Origin of the sequence: Neochlamydia sp. EPS4 (assembly GCF_000813665.1) — a bacterium.
Taxonomy (GTDB): Bacteria; Chlamydiota; Chlamydiia; order Chlamydiales; family Parachlamydiaceae; genus Neochlamydia.
This window is the reverse complement of the sequence record NZ_JSDQ01000083.1, coordinates 1-25,084: the sequence shown is the minus strand read 5'-3', so window position 1 is coordinate 25,084 and position 25,084 is coordinate 1. Positions and strand designations below refer to the sequence as shown.

The 25,084-nt window shown below is 39.0% G+C and carries 17 protein-coding genes, 1 tRNA gene and 2 pseudogenes; 8 read left to right on the top strand and 12 right to left on the bottom strand.

The features are described 5' to 3' along the window. Nucleotides 1-107: 107 nt before the first annotated feature. From DB42_RS08265 to DB42_RS11340, 7 genes are all read right to left on the bottom strand, one after another. A complete protein-coding gene (locus DB42_RS08265) occupies nt 108-1,913 on the bottom strand; it encodes a phospho-sugar mutase (protein ID WP_044882560.1) in 1,806 nt (601 codons plus the stop codon). Between the two features lie 254 nt (nt 1,914-2,167). Then, nucleotides 2,168-2,878 (bottom strand): ABC transporter ATP-binding protein, encoded by a 711-nt coding sequence (locus tag DB42_RS08260; protein ID WP_044882559.1) that lies wholly within the window; start codon nt 2,876-2,878, stop codon nt 2,168-2,170. Beyond that, nucleotides 2,871-3,944, bottom strand: coding sequence for an iron ABC transporter permease (locus tag DB42_RS08255; protein ID WP_052436092.1), 1,074 nt, complete (start codon nt 3,942-3,944; stop codon nt 2,871-2,873). The genes DB42_RS08260 and DB42_RS08255 overlap by 8 nt, the downstream gene beginning before the upstream one ends. Nucleotide 3,945: 1 nt before the next feature. Further along, nucleotides 3,946-5,142, bottom strand: a complete 1,197-nt coding sequence (locus tag DB42_RS08250; protein ID WP_162180774.1) for an ABC transporter substrate-binding protein — start codon at nt 5,140-5,142, stop codon at nt 3,946-3,948. A gap of 166 nt (nt 5,143-5,308) precedes the next feature. Next, complete coding sequence (groL, locus tag DB42_RS08245) at nt 5,309-6,910, bottom strand: chaperonin GroEL (protein ID WP_044882557.1); 1,602 nt, start codon at nt 6,908-6,910, stop codon at nt 5,309-5,311. 571 nt (nt 6,911-7,481) lie between these two features. Beyond that, a complete protein-coding gene (locus DB42_RS08235) occupies nt 7,482-7,709 on the bottom strand; it encodes a hypothetical protein (RefSeq protein WP_044882555.1) in 228 nt (75 codons plus the stop codon). Between the two features lie 402 nt (nt 7,710-8,111). Further along, entirely contained in the window at nt 8,112-8,273 is a 162-nt protein-coding gene (locus tag DB42_RS11340; protein WP_155117483.1) for a hypothetical protein, read from the bottom strand. Between the two features lie 204 nt (nt 8,274-8,477). On the opposite strand from DB42_RS11340, the gene DB42_RS08230 reads away from it, so the two are divergent. Beyond that, nucleotides 8,478-10,523 (top strand): leucine-rich repeat domain-containing protein, encoded by a 2,046-nt coding sequence (locus DB42_RS08230; RefSeq protein WP_080502805.1) that lies wholly within the window; start codon nt 8,478-8,480, stop codon nt 10,521-10,523. A gap of 161 nt (nt 10,524-10,684) precedes the next feature. Here the strand turns inward: DB42_RS08230 and DB42_RS11910 are convergent. From DB42_RS11910 to DB42_RS08215, 4 genes and pseudogenes are all read right to left on the bottom strand, one after another. Continuing rightward, a pseudogene (locus DB42_RS11910) lies at nt 10,685-10,804 on the bottom strand (transposase); the annotation flags it as partial. A 281-nt stretch (nt 10,805-11,085) separates the two neighbouring features. Next, complete coding sequence (locus DB42_RS08225) at nt 11,086-12,363, bottom strand: OmpP1/FadL family transporter (protein ID WP_052436091.1); 1,278 nt, start codon at nt 12,361-12,363, stop codon at nt 11,086-11,088. Nucleotides 12,364-12,454: 91 nt separating this feature from the next. Then, complete coding sequence (rsmI, locus tag DB42_RS08220) at nt 12,455-13,285, bottom strand: 16S rRNA (cytidine(1402)-2'-O)-methyltransferase (protein ID WP_044882554.1); 831 nt, start codon at nt 13,283-13,285, stop codon at nt 12,455-12,457. An 82-nt stretch (nt 13,286-13,367) separates the two neighbouring features. Beyond that, nucleotides 13,368-13,438 (bottom strand) — tRNA-Cys (locus DB42_RS08215). Between the two features lie 214 nt (nt 13,439-13,652). Here DB42_RS08215 and DB42_RS08210 point away from each other — a divergent pair. Further along, complete coding sequence (locus DB42_RS08210) at nt 13,653-15,071, top strand: hypothetical protein (protein ID WP_044882553.1); 1,419 nt, start codon at nt 13,653-13,655, stop codon at nt 15,069-15,071. An 81-nt stretch (nt 15,072-15,152) separates the two neighbouring features. Here DB42_RS08210 and DB42_RS08205 read toward each other — a convergent pair whose 3' ends face one another. Then, nucleotides 15,153-16,277 carry a fatty acid desaturase gene (locus DB42_RS08205; protein WP_044882552.1) on the bottom strand — a complete coding sequence of 375 codons (1,125 nt, stop codon included), beginning with the start codon at nt 16,275-16,277 and terminating at the stop codon, nt 15,153-15,155. Between the two features lie 152 nt (nt 16,278-16,429). Here DB42_RS08205 and DB42_RS08200 point away from each other — a divergent pair, with 152 nt between their 5' ends. The 6 genes and pseudogenes from DB42_RS08200 to DB42_RS08165 form a co-directional block, all read left to right on the top strand. Then, nucleotides 16,430-17,608: an efflux RND transporter periplasmic adaptor subunit gene (locus DB42_RS08200; protein WP_052436090.1), complete on the top strand. Its 1,179-nt coding sequence runs from the start codon at nt 16,430-16,432 to the stop codon at nt 17,606-17,608. Between the two features lie 3 nt (nt 17,609-17,611). Beyond that, nucleotides 17,612-20,773, top strand: coding sequence for an efflux RND transporter permease subunit (locus tag DB42_RS08195; RefSeq protein WP_044882551.1), 3,162 nt, complete (start codon nt 17,612-17,614; stop codon nt 20,771-20,773). 58 nt (nt 20,774-20,831) lie between these two features. After that, nucleotides 20,832-22,211, top strand: a complete 1,380-nt coding sequence (locus tag DB42_RS08190) for an efflux transporter outer membrane subunit (RefSeq protein WP_044882576.1) — start codon at nt 20,832-20,834, stop codon at nt 22,209-22,211. A gap of 264 nt (nt 22,212-22,475) precedes the next feature. Continuing rightward, nucleotides 22,476-22,793, top strand: coding sequence for an IS630 transposase-related protein (locus tag DB42_RS11905; RefSeq protein WP_052436088.1), 318 nt, complete (start codon nt 22,476-22,478; stop codon nt 22,791-22,793). Continuing rightward, a pseudogene (locus DB42_RS11900) lies at nt 22,736-23,260 on the top strand (transposase); the annotation flags it as partial. The gene DB42_RS11905 and the pseudogene DB42_RS11900, both read left to right, overlap by 58 nt. Nucleotides 23,261-24,445: 1,185 nt before the next feature. Further along, nucleotides 24,446-25,084 (top strand): hypothetical protein (locus DB42_RS08165; RefSeq protein WP_044882550.1); only part of this gene is annotated, 639 nt, incomplete at its 3' end.

Genomic DNA, 25,084 nt, shown 5'->3' with positions numbered 1-25,084 from the left:
GCTATCTTTAAAATAAGGAGCTTAATTCTGTTGAAAAGTTTGTTATTTCCTACTAGCTTTGCTATTCATCTTCACGAAGATTGCATCGCTTAGAAGAAAAAGAGGAGCTAATCATTATTTATTCTTCCTATACAACTCTTATAAAGCTGACATTGAAAGGCTTCTAGAAGAAATTGAGCATGCTTCTTTCCTTCCGCTGCAGCCTTTTCCACATTTATAAAATTTTTCCTTCTCACTCCACAGTAGACTTTAATCTTGGGTTCTGTTCCGGAAGGGCGAATGGCTAATTTAGACTCATCAGCTAAATAAAATACCAAAAATTCCGATTTATTAAGAAAAATTTCTTCAATTTTTCCTGTTTTCAAATCCAATCGTTGGGATGTTAAGTAATCTTCAATCTTAATCACTTCAATCCCTCCAATTGTTTGGGGAGGATTTTCTTGCAATGCACTCATTCCTTTTAGTATTTGTTCCTTGCCAGCGTTAGTACCCTCAAATTTTAAAGTAAAAATTTCTTCTACGTAAGTGCCATACTTTTGCCAAAGCTCATGGAGCCTATCTATTAATGTTTTGCCTTGAAGTTTGGCTTGTAAAGTCATTTCACAAATTAATAGAGAGGTGAGGACTGCATCTTTATCGCGTGCCAAAGTTGCATAGAGATAGCCACAAGAGTCTTCAACACCGAACAAATACTGATAACAGGCCAATGAGCTTTCCCACTCACGGATTTTTTCTGCTATATATTTAAAGCTTGGGAGCACATTAAAGCATGTTTTGCCATAGCTCTCACATATTTTTTGAAAAAGTTCTGAGGTAACAATAGTTTTCACAAAAGCAGCATTTTTAGGAAGACGTTTTTGCTTAGAAAGTGCTTCTAAAATATGATCCAGCAATAAACAAGCCAGCTGATTACCATCAAGAGGATACATTTGGCCTTGATGGTTAATCACGATGCCGACACGATCGGCATCCGGATCAGTAGCAATTAAAATTTCTCCCTTAACATGCTTAAGAGTGTCTTTACCGAGCTTTAAGGCTTCTTCTTCTTCGGGATTAGGTGATTTTACTGTGGGAAAATCTCCATCAACAGTCACTTGTTTAGTCACTAATTGTATAGTGGAAAATCCCCAGCTTTTCATAGCCGTAGGCACAATTGTAATCCCAGTTCCATGCAAGCTAGTGTAAACAATTTTTAAAGTACTACCTTCCTTTTTATTTTCTTCCGGATAGAGCTGCAAAGGCATGATAGCTTTTAAATACGCTTGATCAATCTCATCTTTTATCCATTTTATAAGGGAATGATTGAGTTCTTTTTCATACTTAATCATCTTAAGATCGGTAATTTTATTGATTTCTTTAACAATCAGTTGATCATGAGGAGGTGACACCTGCGCTCCATCCTTTCCATATACTTTGCAACCATTATACTGGGCAGGATTATGCGAAGCTGTTAGCATAATAGCAGCGTCACATTTTTTATAACGACATCCAAAGGAGACTAAAGGAGTGGGGCGAATATCTTGATAGATGTACACTTGAATGTTATTGCCTGCTAAAACTTTAGCGCATTCTTCTGCAAACTCGCGCGAATAATGGCGGCAATCGTATCCAATCAATACAGAAAGGTGAGAAGCAGGGGTAGGTTGGCTATTTAAGTAATTAGCCAAGCCTTGCGTACAGGCCCTAATGGTATACTGATTAATGCGATTGGTTCCTACCCCTATGATCCCACGTAGGCCACCTGTGCCAAAAGAGAGGTTAGTAGAAAATGCATCGGCTATTTCCTCAGGATGTTCTTTAAGTAACTTCTGTATGGCTAGCTTGGTGTGTTCATCATAAGCCTCTTTAAGCCAGGCATTGATGTTACGATTAGTCACAGCATCAAACTGGGTAACTTGCAAAGTCTTGTTCATAAATAAAAAAATAGAGGGATATTAGTTTAATTTAATTATTTTAATATAAAAGAATATAAATAGAAAGTGAAAAATATTAATTGCCTTGAAAGAAAAAAAGCAATTAAAAATCTAAGCTAAAAACCTATAGGTTTATCAAATTTTTTATGGTAGGCCTATTGCCTTAAAGATAAAAGATTGCTTGCATGATCAAATCATAAGCTAAAATTTAAGGTATTCATGCAAGAAAAAAAACCACTCCTTTAAAGATTCTCTCATAGGTGGGCTATTTCAAACACTTCGTAAAGCAAGGAGGAGGATTTCATGGCAGCAAATGCTCCTTGATAGTAAAGACATCCTTGCTTTAAAACGGCTACTTGATCACAAAAACGTTCGGTAGCATATAAATCATGGTTAGCTACAATAATTAATTTACCTTCTTGAGATAATCGACGCAGTAAATTCCATATTTCTAGTTGATGTTTGATATCTAAATTAGAGGTAGGTTCATCTAGTACCAATATAGGCGATTGCGTGACTAACGAGCGAGCAATATAAATTCTTTGCCTTTCTCCTTGCGAAACTTCAGTTATACGTTCATCTCTTAAATGCCAACCATTGACTAATTCTAAAGCCCACTGAACTTTAGCTTTTTTTTCTTTTTTCCTAAGATCGTGGCGAGGATAAGTGCCCATCTCCACCATTTCAGCCACACTAAAAGCAAAATGGGGCTGAGGATTTTGAAGAACGAGGGATAAAGTCCGGCTAATGGTTGTCCTATCCTGAGAAAGTAGCTCTTGGTGCTTCCAGTATACTTTTCCGGTCGTAGCTTTCCATATGCCTGTCAAAGTTTTAAGCAAAGTACTTTTTCCTGCACCATTAGGACCAATAATACCATAGATAAAGCCGGGTATAAAATTTAAAGAAATATTCTCGATTAGGGTTTTATGGCCTACTTTATAAGTTAAATTCTTTAATTCAAGCATTCATTTCCTGTAAGTTAGCAGTCAGAATGAAAGCTAGCAGAAGCATACACGCATAGTCTCCTTTTCCCAACAAAGCGTGCCTATAACGGCTTCCCATTAAAATACAAAGAAAAAATATCCCTCCCATTATACCTGAGATATTGCCTATAGAAAAAGCTTGCAAGGAAAAAAAGCGCAATCCTACATCCATAGCAGTCAAAATGGCCGCACCTCCAAGAATAGCCAGAGGGATCAGTTGCTGGTTATTAGGACCTGCAAAGCGGCGAATAAGATGGGGGAGTAGAAGACCAAAAAATGCTATATTTCCCACCGCGGCCACAGCGCCGCTAATTAATAAAGAGATGCTTAAAAATAGCCGCCAACGGATTTTATCCACTTCTACCCCTAGATTTTTAGCTTCTTCCTCTCCAAAGGCCATCATATTGATTTCTTTGCTATAGAGCCAGCAGCTTGAGAGACCAAAAAGAGTAAGCGGAAGTTGCAGGTGCACATGCATCCAGCTACGATCCGAGGTGGACCCTGCTTCCCATTCGGTTAAAGTTTGTATAATATGCCAGCGATCTCGAAAAGCATAGATAATAGAGCTTTGAATAGTAACTATGAGCGTAGACACAGCAATACCTGTTAAGACCATATGGGTTAATTCCACATACCCTTTTCTGCGAGAAAGAGAATAAACTACAAGCAGAGTACCCAAACAGCCAATAAATGCGGCAATAGGAATGGCGTAGGGATAATTGTAGTGTAATTCACAAATAAAAATTATCACGACAAGTAGGCTGCCCCCCGCTGGGATTCCTAAGACACCAGGAGAGGCGAGAGGATTTTGGAAAAGGGCTTGAGTGACTGTTCCTGCTACAGCTAAAGAAGCTCCAGTACACAACAATACAATAAGCCTTGGAAGCCTTTCGTCTAAAAGAGGATTCCAATAGAATGAAGAACCTGCTAATTGTGCTAACGCATCTTTCCACACTTGAATAAATTCTGTCTCGCCAATCGTTAAAGTAAGGATGACAGATAAAAGGAGGATAAAATAAAGGATAATGTACAACAGATGCTTATTCATTTTAATTGACTCGCGTTAACGCTGTATACAAATCATAATAAGCCAAAACCATATACTGGGAAGGATTTTCTTGAAGGGCTTCATTTACAAAAGCAATGGGTTTATTTGGCTTTTCTTTTAATAGCTGAAAAATTTGTTTTTTAAGGAATCTGCGCTTATTATCATCCTTATCAGAGGTAGCAATAATGATATAATCCGGATCCATCTGCCTGATATGCTCGTGATGAATGGGTAGTGTCCAAGCGTGCTTGGATGGATTTCCCGCAGTGCCCAATAATTGCTTAACGCCCATACGGTTTAGCAACTTACCTGTAAGGGTATGAGAGGAAGGCGTTGAAAAGGTCAGATGGTGTTTAAGGAAAAGAACTTTAGGGGGTTGTTGAGTAGAAGGGAAAGTGCTACTTATCATGTTAAAGCGATTATCAATAGCTAGCATAGCCGCTTCAACAAAATAATTTAGCAGCTCAGCCTCTATGGGGCGATTGATGATGTGGCCGATACGAAGCAAGGCATTTTGAACTTCTTCAGGCGAGTTAACATGTTTTAAAGTAAAGAGGGGAATCCCTTGTTTGTTTAGGGCTTCTAAGGTGGAGGGGTTTGAGTAGTCTGCTACAAAAGCAATATCCGGACGAGCATTGTACAATTTTTCGGTGTTGTAGCGGTCTGCATCTAAAGCAATAAGATGGGTGGCCTGGACAGGATAAATAGAGGTTTGTTTACGCATTCCAGTGGGTAGAGCAACGATCAATTCGGGCTCACTAAGGGCTAACAGAAAGCTTGCTGCCACAAAAGTTTGTGGAAGAAAGCGTTTATAAGAAGTCGATAAATCAAATATATTTCCATTATCATCCTGGATAGAGGAAAGGCGGTAGTAATCATGAAGAAGATCGAGCTCTTCTTTAGAACTATTGTTAATTTGTCTTGCCAAAAGTTGGCATCTTAGAAAATCATCTCTTAATAAGCGTTTGGCAGTCCTATAGCCATACTGCTCCATGATTTGAGCATCATGGTCCCAGTCAGTGATGAGTTTACTCATCATGGAGTAATCTCCATTTAACGCTTGATGTAGGGTTTCACGCTGGAGAGTAGAGAGATATTTAAATATAGAGGGTAGAGGCTTAGAGGAAGGACAAAGGGGGCAGAGGTCGGGCACTTGATCATTAGGTTGCTTAAAAGCTAGAGACCACCAGATGAGCATGATACTAACTGGAAGGGCATAAAAAGCAAAAGGACCAAGAAGATATTTTTTTTTCATTTTTAGATAAGGGGAGGCTCAAATTGAAAAAACAAGAGGAGTGTAAGTGATAGTAATCTAGAAGATTTTAGTTCATTCTATATGATATCTGACTTACACTCCACTCTTATTATTTCTGTTTTTCTTCCTCTTCTTCTGCGTCCCCGATAAGCGCTTCAGAAATGAGCACAATACCTGCTACGGAAGCCGAATAGGTTAATGCATTTTTTATGACTTTAGCCGGGTCTACTACGCCACTAGCTACTAAATCTTCAATCTTTTCACTCATTACGTTGAAGCCAAAGTTGGCATCCGCTTGTCGTACTTCTGCTAGCATCACTAATCCATCATGTCCAGCATTAAATACAATTTGCTTAAGAGGTGCTTCGCAGGCAGTGGCCACGATTTTAGCTCCAAGGGCTTCGTCACCTTCCAGTTTAAGGGTAGGGACAATCTGGCTAGCACGAATAAAAGCCACCCCTCCACCAGGCACAATGCCACCTTCAATAGCAGCTTTGGTAGAGTTCAAACTATCTTCAAAAAGTTGTTTTTTTGGCTTGAGCTCGACTTCAGTCACTGCTCCTACACGAACGACTGCTACTCCACCGCTTAATTTAGCTTTACGTTCTTCTAGTTTTTCTTTGTCATAAGTACTAGTGGTATTATTAATTTCGTTTTCAATTTGCTTCACTCTTGCTTGGATAGCATCGGGCTGGCCAGCACCATTCATAATAGTTGTATGCTCTTTAGTGATGATAACTTTTTCGGCAGATCCTAGGACATGATCGGGAATTTCTTTCATGGAAATTCCTGTCTCTTCCGACACTACTCCTGCGCCAGTTAAGATAGCAATATCTTCTAGCATAGCTTTGCGTCTATCCCCGAAGCCTGGAGCTTTCACAGCAGCTACTTTCAAAGTTCCTCTTAGTTTGTTTACTACCAGCGTAGATAACGCTTCTCCTTCCAGATCCTCAGCAACAATGAGTAGATTTTTACCTGTTGTAGCTACTGACTGCAAGATGGGCAACAATTCATGAATGCTATTAATTTTACGATCGATAAGAAGAATCTGAGGATTTTCCATTTCGACAATCATTTTGTCGTTGTTAGTACAAAAGTAAGCGCTCAAGTAGCCACGGTCAAAACGCATTCCCTCTACCATCTCTAAAGTTGTATCTGTCCCTTTGGCTTCTTCAATGGTGATTACGCCGTTCTTACCTACTTTTTTTATGGCTTCAGCAATCATTTTGCCCACTTCTTCATCGCCAGAAGCTGCCACATTGGCAATAGAAAGTATCTCCCGATCACTTTGTACAGAGATAGCTTGCTTATCTATTTCGTTCACAATTGCTTCAACAGCTTTGTCAATCCCTCGTTTCACACTAATAGGGCTTGCTCCAGAAGCAATTAATTTAATGCCATTTTCTACCATCGCTCCTAAAAGTAAGGTGGCACGCGTAGTTCCATCCCCACAGGTTTCCTTCATCTTCTGTACGACTTCTTTAGCCATGGAAACACCCATGTTTTTATACTGATCTTTTAAGCTAATGTCTTTGACAATCGTACTTCCATCGTTAGTGATGGTAGGCGCTCCCCAGGATTTTTCTAAGCCAACGTTTCGACCCCGTGGTCCAAGTGTGAATGCTACAATTGTGGAAAGTTCTTTAATACCCGCAAGTAGCTTTTCGCGAGCTTCTTCTTCAAATATAATTTGTTTTGGTGCAGAAGACATTGTTCTTTACTCCTTGTTGTCAACGAATTGTACAAGTTATTTAAAATACAAAATAAGTTTATTTTAATTGCCTATTATACAGTTAGGGGACTAGATAAACTGAAACCATTCACTTGTTAATCTATCAATCCTAAATACTTTATCCTACCCTTGTAGGGTAGATATTATAGTAACCTTCATCTCAGCTTAGCCTAAATTTTGGTTGCTTTTTCAGCTTTCTAAGGATAGAGACCCATTTATCAAAAGGCAGATCTATTCTAAGGGGTTTTCTAGTTTTTAAAAAGCTCTGTATAGTTTTAATTTCACTCGGTGAGCGAAGATAGGTTTTGCTAAATTTGCTAGCTAGAAAAGCTGAAAATAAAAAATTGCCTGTACGCCTATTTTTATCAACCAGTAAGCTTGCTAGGCGATGAATCGCAAAAGTTAAATTCATTTTTCTACCTTGATTTGAAAACCAAAAGATATAGGAATCGAGAAAAGTTTGCAAGGAGTTTTAGAATTTTTTAGCACTTCAATCAAAAGAGTGCTAGCTGTCAAAGTTTATCCTTGAAAATTCAATTTTCTAAATCTCTTATAGAAGAGAAGAAAAATTTAAATGAGCTTGAAGAGCATCAAAATCGTCCCCCACTATTCCTTTTTTCCCTTCAACGCCTTTTGGAGAACGTATAGTTTCAGGAGAAATACGCATCATCCAAAGTGAATAATCGAAAAGGTCATTTTGGATTCCCTGGTTTTCTTTAAGCACGAATATATAAGGGTGTAGAATGTATTTAAGGTCTTTATGTGGATGGAAGGCCATAGCTAGAATCTCCAGTTGAAAAGTCTAATCAACATAGCAAAATCATAAGTAGTGTGGCAAGTAAAAAGCTTATTAGAGTCTCTAGGAGGGTGTAAGCAAAAGTGTTGGCAATCTTTTCCAAGCAGCAGCTTTGTAGGAATTCCAGTAAGCTTCCCAATGACTATTTAATCTACCTATTCTTAAGTTCATTATCGCATGAGCATTTTCTATCTTTCGCCACGCTCTCGTTATTTTCAGCCTCTTTTGGCATGCCTTAAGGCTACTTTCTATCTCGCCTTAAACCAATCGGTAAACCTGCTTAGCTTTTTTTGAGTATTGTCATAAGTGTAATTTTCGAGCCTTGGCTTCCTGCCCCTTTGTTTGATGCTTTTCTCATTCCTCAAGGCATTTTTCCTTAAGCCTCTAAACCTCGGGAATAAGAGTAAATTCAGCATCATCCGCTCCTTCCATCTCTTTAACCCCTTTGGTAATATCTAATAAATCTCTAATGGATTCTAAAAGATTAGGATGCTTCTTTAATCCATTAACTACATTATTAACTTCTTCGAGTATATGCAACCTCATTTTGCTACGCTTTCAGTATGTATCAATCCTTCCTTATCTTGTTCTTGCCAACACTTCTGCTTACACCTATTTGATATTCCACTACTTCCAAGCTTAAAGGCTAAGGGTCTTATTTCTAATATTTTCTTGTATGTTTTGTGTTTTTTTATATATATTGCCTAAAAAACGATTAAAAATATTCATGGCAATTAAAGAGGCTATACAATGAACCCTAGCTCTTCTGTCACCATTGAGCATTTACCTAATGAAATACTAGTCCCTATTTTAAAGGCTTGCGCTAGCCCTTTCTTAGTTAGCGTGTGTGGAAGATGGCGCCACCTGCTAACTAATGAAGTCATGCCTTCTCTTTATAAGCAAATAGGTAAAGTGCATGTTCCTCAAGGAAATGTTAACAAGCAGGCTCTTGTTTTAGATAGGATTTATAAGCTAGAAGAAGAGCTTTCTGAAGCAGCAAAGGTAAATGCCATCTTTAAACAAATTTTTACTTTAGCTAGCTTTCTTTCACCTTTAGAATTAGAATTTAAATGGATAACCGAGGAAAAAAGTTATTTTACTCTGGCTAATTACTCCTCTTATCTGGTGAATATTAATCGCCTGTTAATGTGGAAAAAAATTCCTGGGGGAGAGAAATACTTAGATCAAGAAAAAATTAAGTATCTGCCTTTGCAAAAAAAAGGAGAGCTGTTTAGAGAGTGGGCCACAAGATATGGCAAAGATATTACGAGTTTAGATTTAACAGGAATTGGCTTGACTTCTTTACCCCCAGAGATCGGGCAGCTATCTCAGCTGGCAAAGCTTAACTTAAACAGCAATCAGCTAACCTCTCTTCCTGCAGAGATAGGGCAGCTTTCTAAGCTGGCAAAGCTTAAATTAAACAGCAATCAGCTAACCTCTCTTCCTGCAGAGATAGGGCAGCTGTCTCAGCTGCAACAGCTTTACTTAAAACAAAACCAGCTCACCACCCTTCCTGCAGAGATAGGGCAGCTGTTTCGGCTGCGAATTCTTAACTTAAGCAACAACCAGCTAACCTTCCTTCCTGCAGAGATAGGACGGCTTTCTCGGCTGAGAATGCTTCGGTTAAACAACAACCAGCTTACTTCCCTTCCCGTAGAGATAGGGCAGCTTTCTAAGCTGCAATGGCTTTACTTAAACAGCAACCAATTAACCTTCCTTCCTGCAAACATTGGGCAGCTATCGCAGTTGCAAGAGCTTTACATAGATAGCAGCCAGCTCACCACCCTTCCTGCAGAGATAGGGCAGCTTTCTAAGCTGCAACAGCTTTACTTAAACAGCAACCAATTAACCTTCCTTCCTGCAAACATTGGGCAGCTATCGCAGTTGCAAGAGCTTTACATAGATAGCAGCCAGCTCACCACCCTTCCTGCAGAGATAGGACAGCTGTCTCAGCTGCGGACGCTTAACTTAAGCGGTAACCAGCTTACTTCCCTTCCCGTAGAGATAGGGCAGCTTTCTAAGCTGCAAAGGATTTACTTAAACAGCAACCAATTAACCTTCCTTCCTGCAAACATTGGGCAGCTATCGCAGTTGCGAGAGCTTTACCTAGACAACAACCAGCTAACCTCCCTTCTTGCAGAGATAGGACAGCTGTCTCAGCTGCGGACGCTTAACTTAAGCAGCAACCAGCTTACTTCCCTTCCCGTAGAGATAGGGCAGCTTTCTAAGCTGCAACAGCTTTACTTAAACAGCAACCAGCTAACCTCCCTTCCTGCAAAGATTGGGCAGCTATCGCAGCTGCAAGACCTTTACCTAGACAGCAGCCAGCTAACCTCCCTTCCTGCAGAAATAGGGCAGCTGTTTCGGCTGCGAATGCTTAACTTAAGCAACAACCAGCTCACCACCCTTCCTGCAGAGATAGGGCAGCTTTCTAAGCTGCAACAGCTTTACTTAAACTGCAACCAGCTAACCTTCCTTCCTGCAGAGATAGGGCAACTGTCTCAGCTGGCAAAGCTTAACTTAAACAGCAATCAGCTAACCTCTCTTCCTGCATCTATTTGGCAGCTGACTGAGCTGCAACAGCTTAACTTAAACAACAACCAACTAACCTCCCTTCCTGCAGAGATAAGGCAGCTTTTTCGGCTGAGAGAGCTTTACTTGAACAACAATCACCTTACCTCTCTTCCTGCAGAGATAGGAGAGATAAGACGGCTACCAATTCTACTAGAGCTTCAGGTGAAAGAAAATCCGCTGGAAAATATTCCAGATAAAATAAAGCAGCGTTTTCGCTTGTAACTGAAATGGCTTGTGTCTTCATCAGCTAATAGGTTAATGGAACAAATCATATGCTTAAAAGATTCCAAGGATGTAGAGAACCTTTCGGCTCGTCAGAAGTCACTAATATCTTTTCTTCTTCCTTAGATAGCATTCATCTCTTCAAATTTCCCAGCAAGCTCTCACCTAGAGAAATAGTTAAACATTGTCTTCCAAGGAGGAAAATCATGAGGAAGATGTCTCCATTGGTATCCTGTATGGTTCATACAAAAGATAGCATCTAATAGGTCTCGTTTAGAAGAGTCACAGTGCCCCCTTCTTTTTTATAGGAAACAGAGAAAATATACTTGATTTCTTCCCACTCTTTATCACTTTAAATCATCAGGATAGCTTCCACGCATGATGCCCTTCCTTTTTTTGAATTTGCTTTCATTTTATCAAAAAGGGGAGTGTGGGGACAGCCCCTTAGAGATGATTGCAAGCTTTTGCCTCAGAAAAATTTAAAAAAGACATTATAATAAAAAAGGGCTAAAACAGAAGTTTTAGCCCTTAAGTGTTTAATTGATAGCCATATTAAACTTGTCTAATAGGTATGGCCCCAAGAGACGCCAAATACATCATCAGACTGTTTAATATTGGCTTCTCCTAAGCCAAATGAAGGAGGAATAGAGTTTTTACCCTTAATCTTATGGCTGAAACCATGTCCATAAAATATCGAGATTTCATTACTCGAATTAAGACAAGCGGTTGCACCTAGTGTAAGGTAATCTTCTATGGTGTCAACAGTCAAAACATTGACAGCTGTTTGAGAACGTTTGATAGGAGCTCGAGTATGGCGATACCCAGCACGAACGGTCAACCATTCGGTAAGTTCGTAATCTATACCTAAACGATAAAACCATTGATCACGGAAACCAAAGCCGGTACCGTTATGGGCGCCAAGCTTATGAGCAGTTAAGTTGTCCTGTAAAGGCCTGTGAAGGGCTTTTACTTTTCGCCAATTGATATATTCGACATCAAAGGCTAAGGTTGCATAGGGGAGTAGACGCCAAGCAAAACCTGCCCCAATTTTTTGAGGGATATTAAGTCTTCCTTTTCCTGCTAGGAAACCCTTGTATTTTTTAAATTTGCTCATGTAAGTTTTTGGCTGATAGGTGACACCGACGCTTAATCTATCTGCCACTTGGCATCTATAACCGAAGGTAAAGCCTACCCCTTGCGAATAGCTATATTTATGGTTCGTCACATATCTTGGAAATTTGCTGAAAATGCCTACGCCAAATGCTTCTTTAGCAAAATTTTGTAATCCCTGAACCCATAGACGTTGAATCATATAATTAAGAGACACACCAAAATTGTGTTTTTCTAATAATTTGATGGAGAATGTAGGGGAAATGGTTTCATGAGCATATTCCATGCCCACTTTAGAAGTGCCAAATAAAGGTAATGCATGTTTATATTTGGTCTTGCTAAAATTGCGGTTATAAACAACCAAGCCTAGCGACATGTTGTTTCCCAACATTTTGTTGATACCAAAATCGCCGTTGTAAGCATATTTTGCCTTATGATTGGCATCAAATTTGCCATTTACACTAGGAAGAGGCGAAAGATTACCCCTAACTGTAGCTTGACGAGAGGTGCGGGCTACTTCAAATCCTAGATCATAGCGATCTCCCACATCAGCCATCCCGGCGGGATTAAAAACAGCTGCTTGAGCATCTTGAGGGTAAGCAATGCCTGTAGCTGCCATACCAAAGGTTTTTACGCTAGCAATCACAGCGTGGGCACTTGTAGGTGTTAGAACAAGACAGGGCACGAAGCACAGAGAGGCTATCATTTTTTTAAATGAAAACTTTACCACTTTTTCTCCTTTATGTTTGGACTGCTTTAATTAAATAAAGCAGTTTTTAGTGGGTACTGTAGAGTATAAAGGTAAAAAAATCAAATAAAAACTAAAGTTTTTTAGGATGATGAATTTTATTGTAAACTTGTCGTTTAGGGATAGAACGCAGGGTGGCGACTTGTTTGATGGCTTCTTGTAAAGAGATAGCATTTTCTTGCTGAAGCCTAAAGACATGCTCTTCAATCGGTAGGTCGGCCCATTCTTCATAAGAAGGACCAGAATTTTTAGCAATGAGCAACACAATTTCACCTTTGAATTTCTTCTCTAAATGGCGGGCGATTAATTGTTGGGCTGTTCCGCGTACTACTTCTTCAAATTTTTTGGTCAGCTCTCGGGCGATAACCACTTCTCGATGAGCATCTAGACGATGGATTGCTTCTAATACCTTCTGAATACGTTCAGGTGATTCATAACAAATGGAGGTAAAAGGTTGGTTTAAAATTTCTGAAAGAGCATTTATTAAGGCGCCTTGTGGACGCGGAAGAAAGCCATAGAATAAAAAGTGGTTAGTCTCCAATCCTGAAATGCAGATAGCGCTTATGGCTGCACAGGCGCCGGGAACGGAGAAAACTTTTAAGTTTTCTTGTAGGCATCTTTTAACTAAGCGAGCGCCTGGATCAGAAATACCAGGGGTACCAGCATCTGAGATTAAGCAGATGGTTTTGTTGTTTTTTAAATCCTGTATAACTTGTTCTTCTTTATAAGCTTCATTAAATTTATGAAAGCTAATTAAAGGCTTATGAATCTCATAATGTTTAAGTAGAATTAGGCTATGACGTGTGTCTTCACATAAGATATAATCGCAGGCTTGCAGCGTTTCAATTGCTCTTAAGGTAATGTCTTTTAGGTGACCGATCGGCGTTGCAACTAGGTATAACAAATTAAATACCTCGAGGAGAGAAGGTAAAGGGATTTTAAAAATGAGTTAAAGTTAAGAGAGAGCTTGAAAGCTTAACAAATTAAGGTGGCACCCAGATTCGAACTGGGGATCGAAGCTTTGCAGGCTTCTGCCTTACCACTTGGCCATGCCACCTTAGTTAAGCAAGAGAACCTTATATCCTATCACCTTTTATCCCGTCAATATAAAAATGTTGGAAGGATTTCACAGGCCTATTTTTATTTTTTTATTTATAAAAATATATTTTTAAATGATATTAACTTTTATTTTTTTATTATATTGAAGTTTTTAAGGTGATTAACTATAATTTTTCCCATAAATATAGATTTATTACTAATATGGAGATAAAATGAACATTTCCCCTAACGATCCTTACCTTAAAAATCTTTCGCCCCCGCGTGAGCCTAAGCAACCACCACCCACGCCGAGTAGAAATAGCGCTTCTAGAGGAAAACATCCTAGAAATGAAGAAAAGGATTTATTTTTACCTCCTTTTAAATTACCCAAACTTGAGCAGGAGGATACTCCTTTACCCAAAACTAGGCTGGGGATAAAATTAGACTTCGGTGCTTCTTCAAATGAGCCTGAAAAGCTATCTTCCACGTATTGTACAAAAAGACCAAGAGTCATCGAAGAACTTAATGATGATGAAAAAGATGGGGATAGCGCAAATTGTAAGCAGCGTAAATTAAATCTGGACGAGCCAGCTTTACCTCAGAATAAGTCTGCGCTAAAGATCGGTTTTGGTACTTCTTCTTCCCTTCCGCCCTCACCATTTGCTGGCACTAAATCTGCTATGTTTTCAAAAAGCTCTGTTTTGGCTCGAAAACTTTTTTCTATTCCTAGTGCGGGTAAAGCTTCTGAGGAGCCCCAGCGCTTGCAATTTTCGCTTCCTCCCAAAGAGGAAAAAAAACAAAATGTTTTAGTTCAAAGCGCTCCCCTTCCTCTTTCTTATTATAAGCAAGAATTAGTAAAACCTAGCTTGGAGCTATTGCCGGATGATAAAAAAGGTTTGCTATATGAGGGTCCTGACTTAGAGGATAAATTAGGGAAAATATTGATTAAAAAAGGGGAGAGATTAATTTTAACTTATCTAGGCCATGGAGATTTTCATCATGTATGGAAAGTAGAAAATGTTGATCTGGTGATTAAAATATTAAGAGATGATACTTTAAGTGAAATGAAGAGAAAGCAATCGATTATTACTACTGAAAGGGCTTATAAAAAATTGCTAAATTTGACTCCCCAGATGAAAGGAATATCTGTGGCGCATATTTATAACATTGAGGATATTTGGGAGAGAGGATATTACATTTATGAATATATTGCCGGAGAAACCGCTTTTAAAGATATAAAGGATGTATTCTCTCAAATATTTGCTAACCCGGACTATTATATTGCGGACTTATCTCCTGGCAATGTCCGTACCAAAGAAGATCACAGTGTTATTATTGATCCTTATGATGAAGGGGAGATTCCTTTGCAGCATCAAGCCATTGATCTTGCGCGGGTGATTATCCAATGGATAAAGCATGAGATCAAGGTAGCTCCTTCCTTTGCTCCAAATATTGCCGAGTCTGAAACTCAAGAAGATCATCAGCAATTCTATTGTGAGTTAAATAAATTTTACAAAGAAACAGAAGCCTATCTGCAGGAGATGTCGGCTAAAAATGATGCACTCTGGCAAGAGACTAAGAATAAAATCCAAGATAAGTTAGAAGCAGGAATAAAAAAAGAAAACTTTATAATTGAATCTATTTACCTATAAACCAAAAGCCTTTATAGGCTTCTTTCCTTTGAAAGGCTTTGAAAGCGTTGCCTACATGCCGCATTCAAAGCTTCTTTTCCTTTAGGCATGGGACATTATTGTTTTAGAAAGCTGCCACCATTTTTTCCAGTCTTGACGAAGGCTTTTTTGTAATGCTTTCATTTCCTTTTTAATCTCTTTTAATAAGGGAGCCTCGGTGCACTGTGTTTTTAGCTCTCTATAACGGCTCTTAAGCTGGGAAAAATCTGTCATCTTTCTGACTAGGCTACTAGCTAATTCATTAATGATAGGCTCCCATTCTATCCTTTTGCTTTCCCACGACTTAACTAATTTTTCTTGAAGCAAGTAGGCATGTTCTGTCACCATTCGCTTTTTGATGGTATACTTATCTGTCGTACGTAAATGATAAGCTAACCCTAATTTGCTAAGTAACCAGATCAGCCATTTAGTAGGGTCAAATTGATACCAATAGATACCATTGCGATAATCGTTAGCGTAGGTATGGTGATAGTTATGATATCCCTCTCCAAAAGTCAAAAAAGAAATTATATAATTGTTAACGGCCGAATGCTCTTGGGAAAAGGGTTGGTCTCCCCAGGTATGAGCAAGAGAGTTAATGAACCAGGTGGAATGATAAAGACAGAATAATCTTACTCCTACGGCGAAGGTTAAAGCCCCTATATAATCATTTAGAAACCAGCCTAAACTGAGGAAAACTAATGAATTGGTTAAAATAAATAAAAATACATAAAAGCGGTGTTGGAAGACAACTAAAGGATTACTGATTAAATCAGAAACTACTTTAGGATTGATAGGTCGAGGTTTCTCGATGATCCATAAGAAGTGAGCGTACCAGAAACCTTTTTGGATAGAATAAGGATCCTTGTCAGTATCTACAAATGCATGATGCAGGCGATGATCATAAGACCAGCGTAGAGCACTACCTTGGCCTGCCATGGAGCCAAAAAACAGTAAAAGCCATTCTAGAAAAAGATTTGTTTTATAAGAGCGGTGAGAATAAAAACGATGATAGCCTCCCGTAATGCTTAAGCCAGTAGCATATAAAAGCACCACACTTGCCGCCACCATCGATAAAGTAGGCCTATTATAATAAAAATAAAAAGGAAGCCAGATAATTAATGCTACCTGGAAGATAATAAGAAAAATAGTGGGAGACCAATTAACTCCCTTTTTTAAATTTATCATGGAAAGCCATAGGTTATAAAGAATACATGTTTAAGGGGGTGAGTGTAACGCGCTAAAGTATAAAAGTCAATGTAAGGATAAAATTTATTGTTTGCATTTTCATCTTCTGGTACAAGATAAAAATTTTGATTAAGCACGTAAGATGACAGATTATGATAAAAGTAAATTTTTTACGCCCCTTCTTATTAATAGCTTTGGTGTTTTTGCTAGCTGCTTCATGCGGAGGCGAAAAATCCTTGCCTCCTCCTCCTTTTGTAGAAGTCAGTGCTCTAACTATTCAAAAAGACACTATTCCCTGGATTTACGAATCGGTGGGCTATGCCGAAAGTTCTCATCAGGTTGAAATCCGCGCGCGAGTAGAGGGTTACTTGGAAGAGATTGCCTATATAGAGGGGGCTCAAGTAACAAAAGGACAGCTGCTTTTCAAATTAGACCAAACTCCTTTTATAGCTGCTGTTGAACAAGCCCAAGGAAACCTAGCTAGAGAAAAAGCGCTTTTATGGAATGCCCAACAAACTGTAGAACGCCTAACACCTTTGTATGCCAAGCATGCCGTCAGTAAGAAAGATTTAGATGAGGCTACAGCCAATTTATTAGCTTCCCAAGCTAGCGTGCAAGTAGCAGAGGCTGCTTTGAAGGTGGCAGAAATTAATTTAAGCTATACCCTCCTAACTTCTCCTATTAACGGTCTTTCTGGAAAATCAAGCTATCGTCAAGGCGCTCTTATTTCCCCTGGCTCTAATCAGTTAATGACTTCTATCACCGCTTTGGATCCTATCTGGATTTCATTTAGTATTTCTGAAAATGAGATTTTAAAAATAGATAAAGAGGTTAAAAATCGTACGTTAGTTTTACCAAAGGATAAAAATTATGGGGTAGAGGTAATATTAGCTGATGGAAGTCGCTATCCTTCTCGAGGTGAAGTTAACTTTTCTGCTCCCGCATATGATCAAAAAACAGGCACCTTGTCGATGCGTGCCCAGCTTCCCAATCCTAACCTTATTCTTAAGCCGGGTCAATTTGTCCGCGTCAATGTTAAAGGGGCTATTAAACCTAACACCATCTATGTTCCTCAAAAAGCCCTTTTGGAAAGTAAAACAGGGATGTATGTTTACATCGTAAGAGAAGGGAAAGCTGCCATACAAAATGTGATCGTAGGAGATTGGTATGGTGATTACTGGATTATAGAAGAGGGATTGAGAGAGGGGGACCAAGTGATTGTTGATGGTATTAACAAAGTGGGACAAGGCAGCCCCATCAAAGTCACCAAGGAAATTAAGGTGGATAAGAATCACAAGCAAGAGCTCATCTTGCCCCAAATAGGGGAATAAAGGATGAAAATTTCCAACTTTTTTATCGACCGCCCCATCTTTGCTAGCGTCTTGTCTATTATTATTATGTTTGCCGGTTTCATTGCTTTAATGAATTTACCGATTGAGCAGTACCCCAATATTACTCCTCCTCTTATCCAAGTTTCCACCTATTATCCAGGCGCGGGGGCCCAAACAATTGCTGATAGCGTGGCCGCTCCTTTAGAACAGCAGATCAATGGGGTGGAGAATATGATTTATATGTCTTCCCAAAATTCATCTTCAGGCAATTATCTTTTAAATGTGTATTTCGAAGTAGGTTCTGATCCTAAAAAAGCACAAATTGATGTCAATAACAACGTGAGTAAGGTGTTGGCTCAATTACCCGAAGAAGTGCAACGCCAGGGTGTAATCGTGCAGAAGCAGACACCTAATATCCTTTTATTTGTAGCTTTGCAATCTCCGGATGGCCGTTATAACGATATTTTTATGAGTAATTATGCCACCATCAATGTGGTAACTGAATTACAGTTGATTCCTGGAGTAAGCCAAGTCAGCATTATAGGGGCTCGAGATTATGCGATGCGCATATGGCTTAAACCCGATCGCATGGCGCAATTGGGAATTACGACGTCCGATGTGGTGGACTCTATTAGGGAGCAAAACAGCCAGGTACCAGCTGGTATGATAGGAGGAAACCCTACCTCTCTACCTATTGAGCTAACTTTACCCATGCTAGCTACTGGGCGATTAACGACGGCAGAAGAATTTGAAAACATTATTATCAAAGCAAATGCCGACGGTTCGATGGTTTTTGTGAAAGATATAGCAGAAGTTGAGCTGGGTGCTGCTAATTATGACGTAAATGCTAAGCTTAATAATAAGTCGATGACAGCCATTGCTATTTATCAGCAATATGGAGCCAATGCTCTAGAAGTTGCCGATAAAGTTAAAACGAAGATGAAAGAATTAGCTACCCGCTTTCCCAACGGCATCGAATATACTATCCCTTATGATACAACCAAATTTGTAAAAGCTTCTATTCATGAAGTGGCCATCACTATTTTAGAAGCTGCCATATTAGTGGTTTTAGTGGTGCTTCTTTTCTTGCAAAATTTGCGGGCTACCTTGATTCCGATGCTGGCTATGCTTGTATCCATCGTTGGTGCATTTGCGGGGATGCTTGTCTTAGGATATTCCATCAATACTTTAACATTATTTGCTATGGTTTTAGCTATCGGTATTGTAGTCGATGATGCAATTGTCGTTATTGAGAATGTTGAACATAATATGCGCGCCTTAAAATTATCGGCTACAGCAGCCGCTAAAAAAGCCATGGCCGAAGTGTCAGGTCCTGTAATAGCCATTGTTTTTGTACTGTGTGCAGTCTTTATTCCCGTAGCCTTTCTAGGTGGAATTACAGGCGAGCTATATCGTCAGTTTGCTATTACTATTTCCATTGCCGTAGTGATTTCAGGCGTGGTCGCGTTAACCTTAAGTCCTGCGCTTGCTGCTTTATTGTTGAAACATAAAAAAGAGGATTCAAAATTTACGATTAAATTCAATCATGCTTTTGAAAGGTTGGGAAATCGATATGTAAAAATTGCACGTCTACTCCTTATGAATCCTCTATTGGCTCTATCTATTTTTGTGATAGTTTGCTTAAGCGTAGGTTTTATGTATAAACTAGTACCTTCTAGTTTTATTCCAATCGAAGATCAAGGCTATATCATGGCAGTCGGCATGCTGCCCGATGGGGCTAGCCTACATCGCGTCGATGCTGTAACTAGCCAGATAGATAACCTAACGAAGACTCATCCTGCTGTCACCGATGTTGTCGCCTTAGATGGGTTTGGATTATTAGATGGTTTAAATAGAAATAACCAATCTAGCTATTTTATCGTATTCAAAGATTGGAGTGAGCGGACGGGCAAAAATCAAGCGGCTCCAGCCTTATTGCAGCAGTTAGCTCCTAAATATGCAGCTTTGCAAGAGGCGGTGGTTATTCCTTTCAATCCACCTGCTATTCAAGGCATTGGCAGTGTGGGCGGCTTTGAATTTTGGGTACAGTCCAGGTCTTCAGGTAATATCGAATCTTTGGAAAAATACGCAAAAGAAATTGTTGCTAAGGCTAACCAGAGCCCTGTTCTTAGGGGTGTTTCTACCAATATTGACGCTACGGCTAAACAGTTTTTTCTTTCCTATGATCGTGAAAAATCTAAAAGCATGGCTGTCTCCATTGCTGAGGTTTATCAAACCCTACAAGCCATGATGGGCTCTTTATATGTTAACAATTTTAACAAGTTTGGCCGCGTATATAACGTCTATGTTCAAGCAGAAGATATTTACCGTAGCGCTCCTTATAAGCTTGGAGAAATCTATGTCAGATCTTTAAATGCAAGCATGGTTCCTCTAAAATCCTTGATAAATATACGTAATAGCACAGGCCCTTCTCTGATTAGCCGCTTTAATAGTTTTAATGCCGCCAGAATCAATGGAAGTGCGGCGGCAGGCTTTAGCTCAGGCCAGGCTATGGCTGCTATGGAGGAGATAGCGCGAGAGATACTGCCTCCTGAAATGTCATTCTCATGGGGAGGACAATCTTATCAAGAGAAAAAAATGGTAGGCACAGGCCTTAAAGTCATGGCGGCGGGTCTATTCATGGTTTTTCTGATACTGGCAGCACTTTATGAGAAATGGTCTCTGCCTTTTTCCATTTTAATGGTAGTGCCTTTTGGCCTCTTAGGAGCCTTTTTGGCTGTGTGGATGAATGGAATGAGCAATGACGTCTATTTTCAAGTAGGCTTGATTACCTTAATTGCTCTTTCTGCAAAAAATGCAATTCTTATTGTAGAGTTTGCAGTGATCAAGCACCAAGAAGGCCTGCCTTTAGCAGAAGCAGCTTTAGAAGCTGGAAAGCTGCGGTTAAGAGCCATTATGATGACTTCATTAACATTTATACTAGGCGTTGTTCCTTTATTTATGGCCAAAGGAGCTGGGGCAGCCAGCCGTAATTCGGTGGGCACGGGCGTCTTAGGGGGAATGATAACAGCTACCTTTTTAGCCGTTTTTTTTGTTCCTTTTTTCTATAAGCTATTAGAAGAAATAGCAAATTGGAGAGGAAAAAAAGCTGGCTATCCATCCACACAAACTTCTAAAGAAACATCGGACAAGACAAATGTATAATTTAAAGACAAAGGCTTACAAAGGCGGGCGTTTTTTTCTCGCCTGTATAGGCTTATTTATGGTTTCCTCTTGTGTTTTTAGGCCAAATTATACACGTCCACCTGTCAATGTTCCTGAAAATTGGCGCTTGCCTGTTCATGAGGCGTGTGGCTTAGCAAATATCTATTGGTGGCAGCAACTAGGCGATCCTGTATTAGAAGCCTTAATTATAGAAGCTTTAAAAAATAATTACACTTTGCAAGCAGCGATGGCTTCTGTAGAAGCCTATTACAGCCAATTTAGGGCCACTAACTCCCAGCTTTTTCCTCAAATTACGGGGGATGGTAGCGCCTTAAGGCAAGGGCTTTCTGCTCAGTCTAATTTAGGTCTTGCGCAAAACTTACGCTTAATAAATAGTTTTTCTGCCTTGTTATCGTGTGCTTATGAATTAGATATTTGGGGACGTCTAGGTTCTGCTTCTGATGTGGCTTTAGCTCAATATTTAGGGGAAATTCAAGCGCGCCGCACCGTTATCCTTACTTTAGTAAGTGCGCTAGCCAATAGCTATATTACTTTACGTCAATATGATGAGCAATTGCAAGTGGCACAGCAAACTTTAAACTCCTTTCAAGAGTCTTTGGAATTGATGACAGCTCAGTGGGAGCAAGGAGAAAGCTCTGAATTACCTATTACCCAAGCAAGCGCTGAAAGAGATACTGCTGCTAGCCTTGTTAAACAACTAGAAGTTAATGTAGCTCAGCAAGAAAATCTTTTATGTATTTTACTAGGGCGTAATCCCGGTAATATTAGGCGGGGTAAAATACTTGAAGAGCTTGCGCAACCTCCTTCCATTCCTGCTGGATTACCTTCCGACGTGTTAGAGCAAAGACCAGATGTGATGCAGGCCGAATTGAATTTAATAGCTGCCCATGCCAATGTGGGAGTGGCTAAAGCTAACCTATTTCCTCGTATATCTCTTACCGGTTATTACGGAAATCAAAGCTTTGCATTAAATACGCTTTTTAAAGGGGCTGCTTGCGCTTGGCAAGTCGGTACGACTTTTAGTGAGCAGATATTTAATGGGGGGCTCTATATTGCTCAATTAGATCAGGCGCATGCGCAAGAAAAGCAAGCCCTGTTTTCCTACTATAATACTATACAAACTGCTTTTAAAGAAGTAGAAAATGCATTGATTAGTCATTCTAAGAGCTTAGAAGTATTAGAAATACAAAAGGATCAAGTGCAAGCTTTGCAAAAATCTCTTGCTCTGGCTTCACTAGCCTATGATAATGGCCAAGTGGATTACTTAAATGTTTTAGATGCCCAAAGAAATCTGTTGTCTGCACAGCTTAACTTAGTTCAAGCTCGCAGTGCCACCTATACTACCTTTATTGAAGTCTATAAAGCTTTAGGAGGGGGATGGGTACAAGAGGCGGATACAGTAGCTACTGAAGGGTAAAAGGGGGTTTATCCTTAATAAATTATGTTTTATCCAAGATTTTTCATCCGGGTTTAGCTCTAAAGTTCTAATTATTATTTTATTATAAAATATTTAACTTCTAAATATTTAACCCTGCCCATTCAATAGATCGGAAAAAATAAAGGGAATGTAGTCTAAGATATAGCCATTTAAATTTTATTTTTTAAAAATATATTTATAATTAAATGGCATGGTATATTCACACGATTTAAGAAAAAAAGCTTTGAATTATATGGCGGCTCAATGGACACAGCGGACACAGCTAGTCATGTTTTTGGCGTAACAGTTCGCACGTTAACGAACTGGATTAAGCAGAAAGAACGAGGCTATCTAGCTCCTAAAAAAAGACGGCAGAGCCCCAGTAAAATTGATAGTGAAAAGCTAAAATTGTATATAAACCAAGCTCCCGATGCATACCTTAGGGAAATAGCTGAGGCATTCGGAGTGACAATAGCTTCAGTTTTTTATGCCTGTAAAAGACTGAAAATCACTTTAAAAAAAAGACACCCTTCTACAAGGAAAGAGATGAGAATAAGCGAGAAGAATTTAGACAAAAGCTAGAAAACATTCCGGAAGAAAATAGGATTTACATAGATGAAAGAGGGGTAAATGCCTACTTACAGCGCCAACATGCAAGATCACCTATAGGTGAAAAGATTTATGGCGCTATAGCAGGTCGTTCATTTGCTAGAGAAAGTTTTATAGCAGCTAAACAGAAGTCTAAAATTTTAGCTCCTTTTTGTTATACAGGAACTTGTGATTTTCTTTTGTTTAACTTTTGGCTAGAAAAAATATTGATGCCCCAACTTAAAGCGGGACAAGTTTTGATTATGGATAATGCTACCTTCCATAAATCGCAAACTACTCATAAGCTTATCAAAAAGGCAGGGTGTGAGATTTTATTTTTGCCGCCATATTCTCCAGATCTAAACCTTATTGAAACCTTTTGGCCTAATTTTAAGAAGATCGTGGCAGCAAACTTAAGCAAATCTTCTACTCTTGCCAAACCATTAATTATTCTTTTTTAAGTATATGTCGATGAGAAGAAATATAAAATTTAAATCAATATAAGAGGATGTCTTAAAACCCCCTATTTTGCCTTATTCACCTACTTTATCAAAGATTTAATAGGTTGATACAAAACGACTTATTTAAGATAATATTTGAGAGAAAAGGGAGGTAAAGATGAGCAATGCATACCTTAATCATTTATCAGATCGTGAATGGGAAGCCATTAAAATTTACTTCGAAGTGGATTACAGCAAAGGAGGCAGACCCATTAAACATACAAAAAGAGAATTATTGGAAGCTATTTTTTATCTCTTAAGAACCGGTTGCCAATGGCATTATCTACCCAAAGATTTTCATCACTGGAAAACGGCTTACACTTACTTTAAGAAGTGGAAAGACGCACATTTGTTGAGAAAATTAATTATCATTTAAGGAAAAAATTAAGAGTTATAATAGGGAGAAACCTCGATCCCAGCGCTGCCATTGTCGATAGCCAGTCAGTTAAAACAGTAGAAAGGGGGAGCTCGCATGTTATGATGGAGCTAAAAAGGTTAAGGGGCGTAAAAGGCACATTGTAGTGGATACGCAAGGCTTTTTATTAACATGCTATGTAGGGGCTGCTGGCGAAAACGATCGAACGGCCTTAATTAAGCTGTTAGACAAATGCAAAAGCCTGTTTTCAACTATCACCAAGGTTTGGGCGGATATGGGCTATCAAGGCACTGTATTAAAGCAAACCTGCCAAGATCAGTATAACATTGATTTTGAGATTGTTAAAAGGCCTCGTCGTCGATTTCGGGTACATGAGGATAAAATAGAGGAGTTTTTAAGAACCATTGATTTAAGCTTTAAAGTGCTGCCCAAGCGGTGGATTGTAGAAAGGACTTTTGCATGGATTGGGCGTAATCGAAGAACTTCTAAAGACTATGAGTACCTAACAACTACGAATGAAAATTAGATTTATCTATCGATGATTAGACTGATGTTAAGGCGAATTGATAAGTTAAAAGAGGGGTTTTAAGATATCCTTTATCTGCATTTTAAAAACATAAAAATTGCCTTTTTAATTTTACTTTTATATAAGAAAATGAAAAATAATTTTTTTCGCCCTTCTTAAAAAATGCATAAATAAGGGGGTAATAGGATTATAAACAGCTCTCTATCCCTTGAAATGTAAGCCAGCCTAAAAGAAGGACAAGCGAATGAATTTAGAGAATACGCACAGCTCTACTATATTACCCACTAACAACAATTCGCTCCTTATAGCAAAGACAAACACTTTTGACCCTTCTAGTCCTTTGGCTACCCTACCCTTAAAGATTTTCAAACAGATTTTTCATTTCTTTAGCAATTTAAGTGAAGGCGAATTAAGAAGAATCCTTGATGCAAGAAGCTGTGCTCGGGTGTTTAAGCAACACATGCCTAATAATGTTAAGTTCTTGCAGCTCTATCAACCTAAGAAACTACCATCCTATCTTGGCAAGCTTTCAAATTATTTAGATAAAAATCCTTTTTTGATTGATAGTAGTCATAATTTTTTATCTGTAGATAGAGTCGAAGAGCACTACACCCATACTTTAAAACTTGCTATCCAAGAAGAAGATCCTCTTCAGATAAGAGTATGCATAGAAAAACTAGGCGATATCCATCTAATAAAAGGAACACCTCAAACGCTCCTTCAAGCCGCAGGGCTTTATAATTATGCTCTACATAAGGCTTCTTTAGGCAAGCAAGAAAGTATTAAAGAAAAGCTATCAAAAGTCGAAATTTTGCTTAGTAAGGCTTGCAAAGGAAAGCCTCTAGATATTTCTATAACCAAAAAGCAATTTGAAAATAATCGC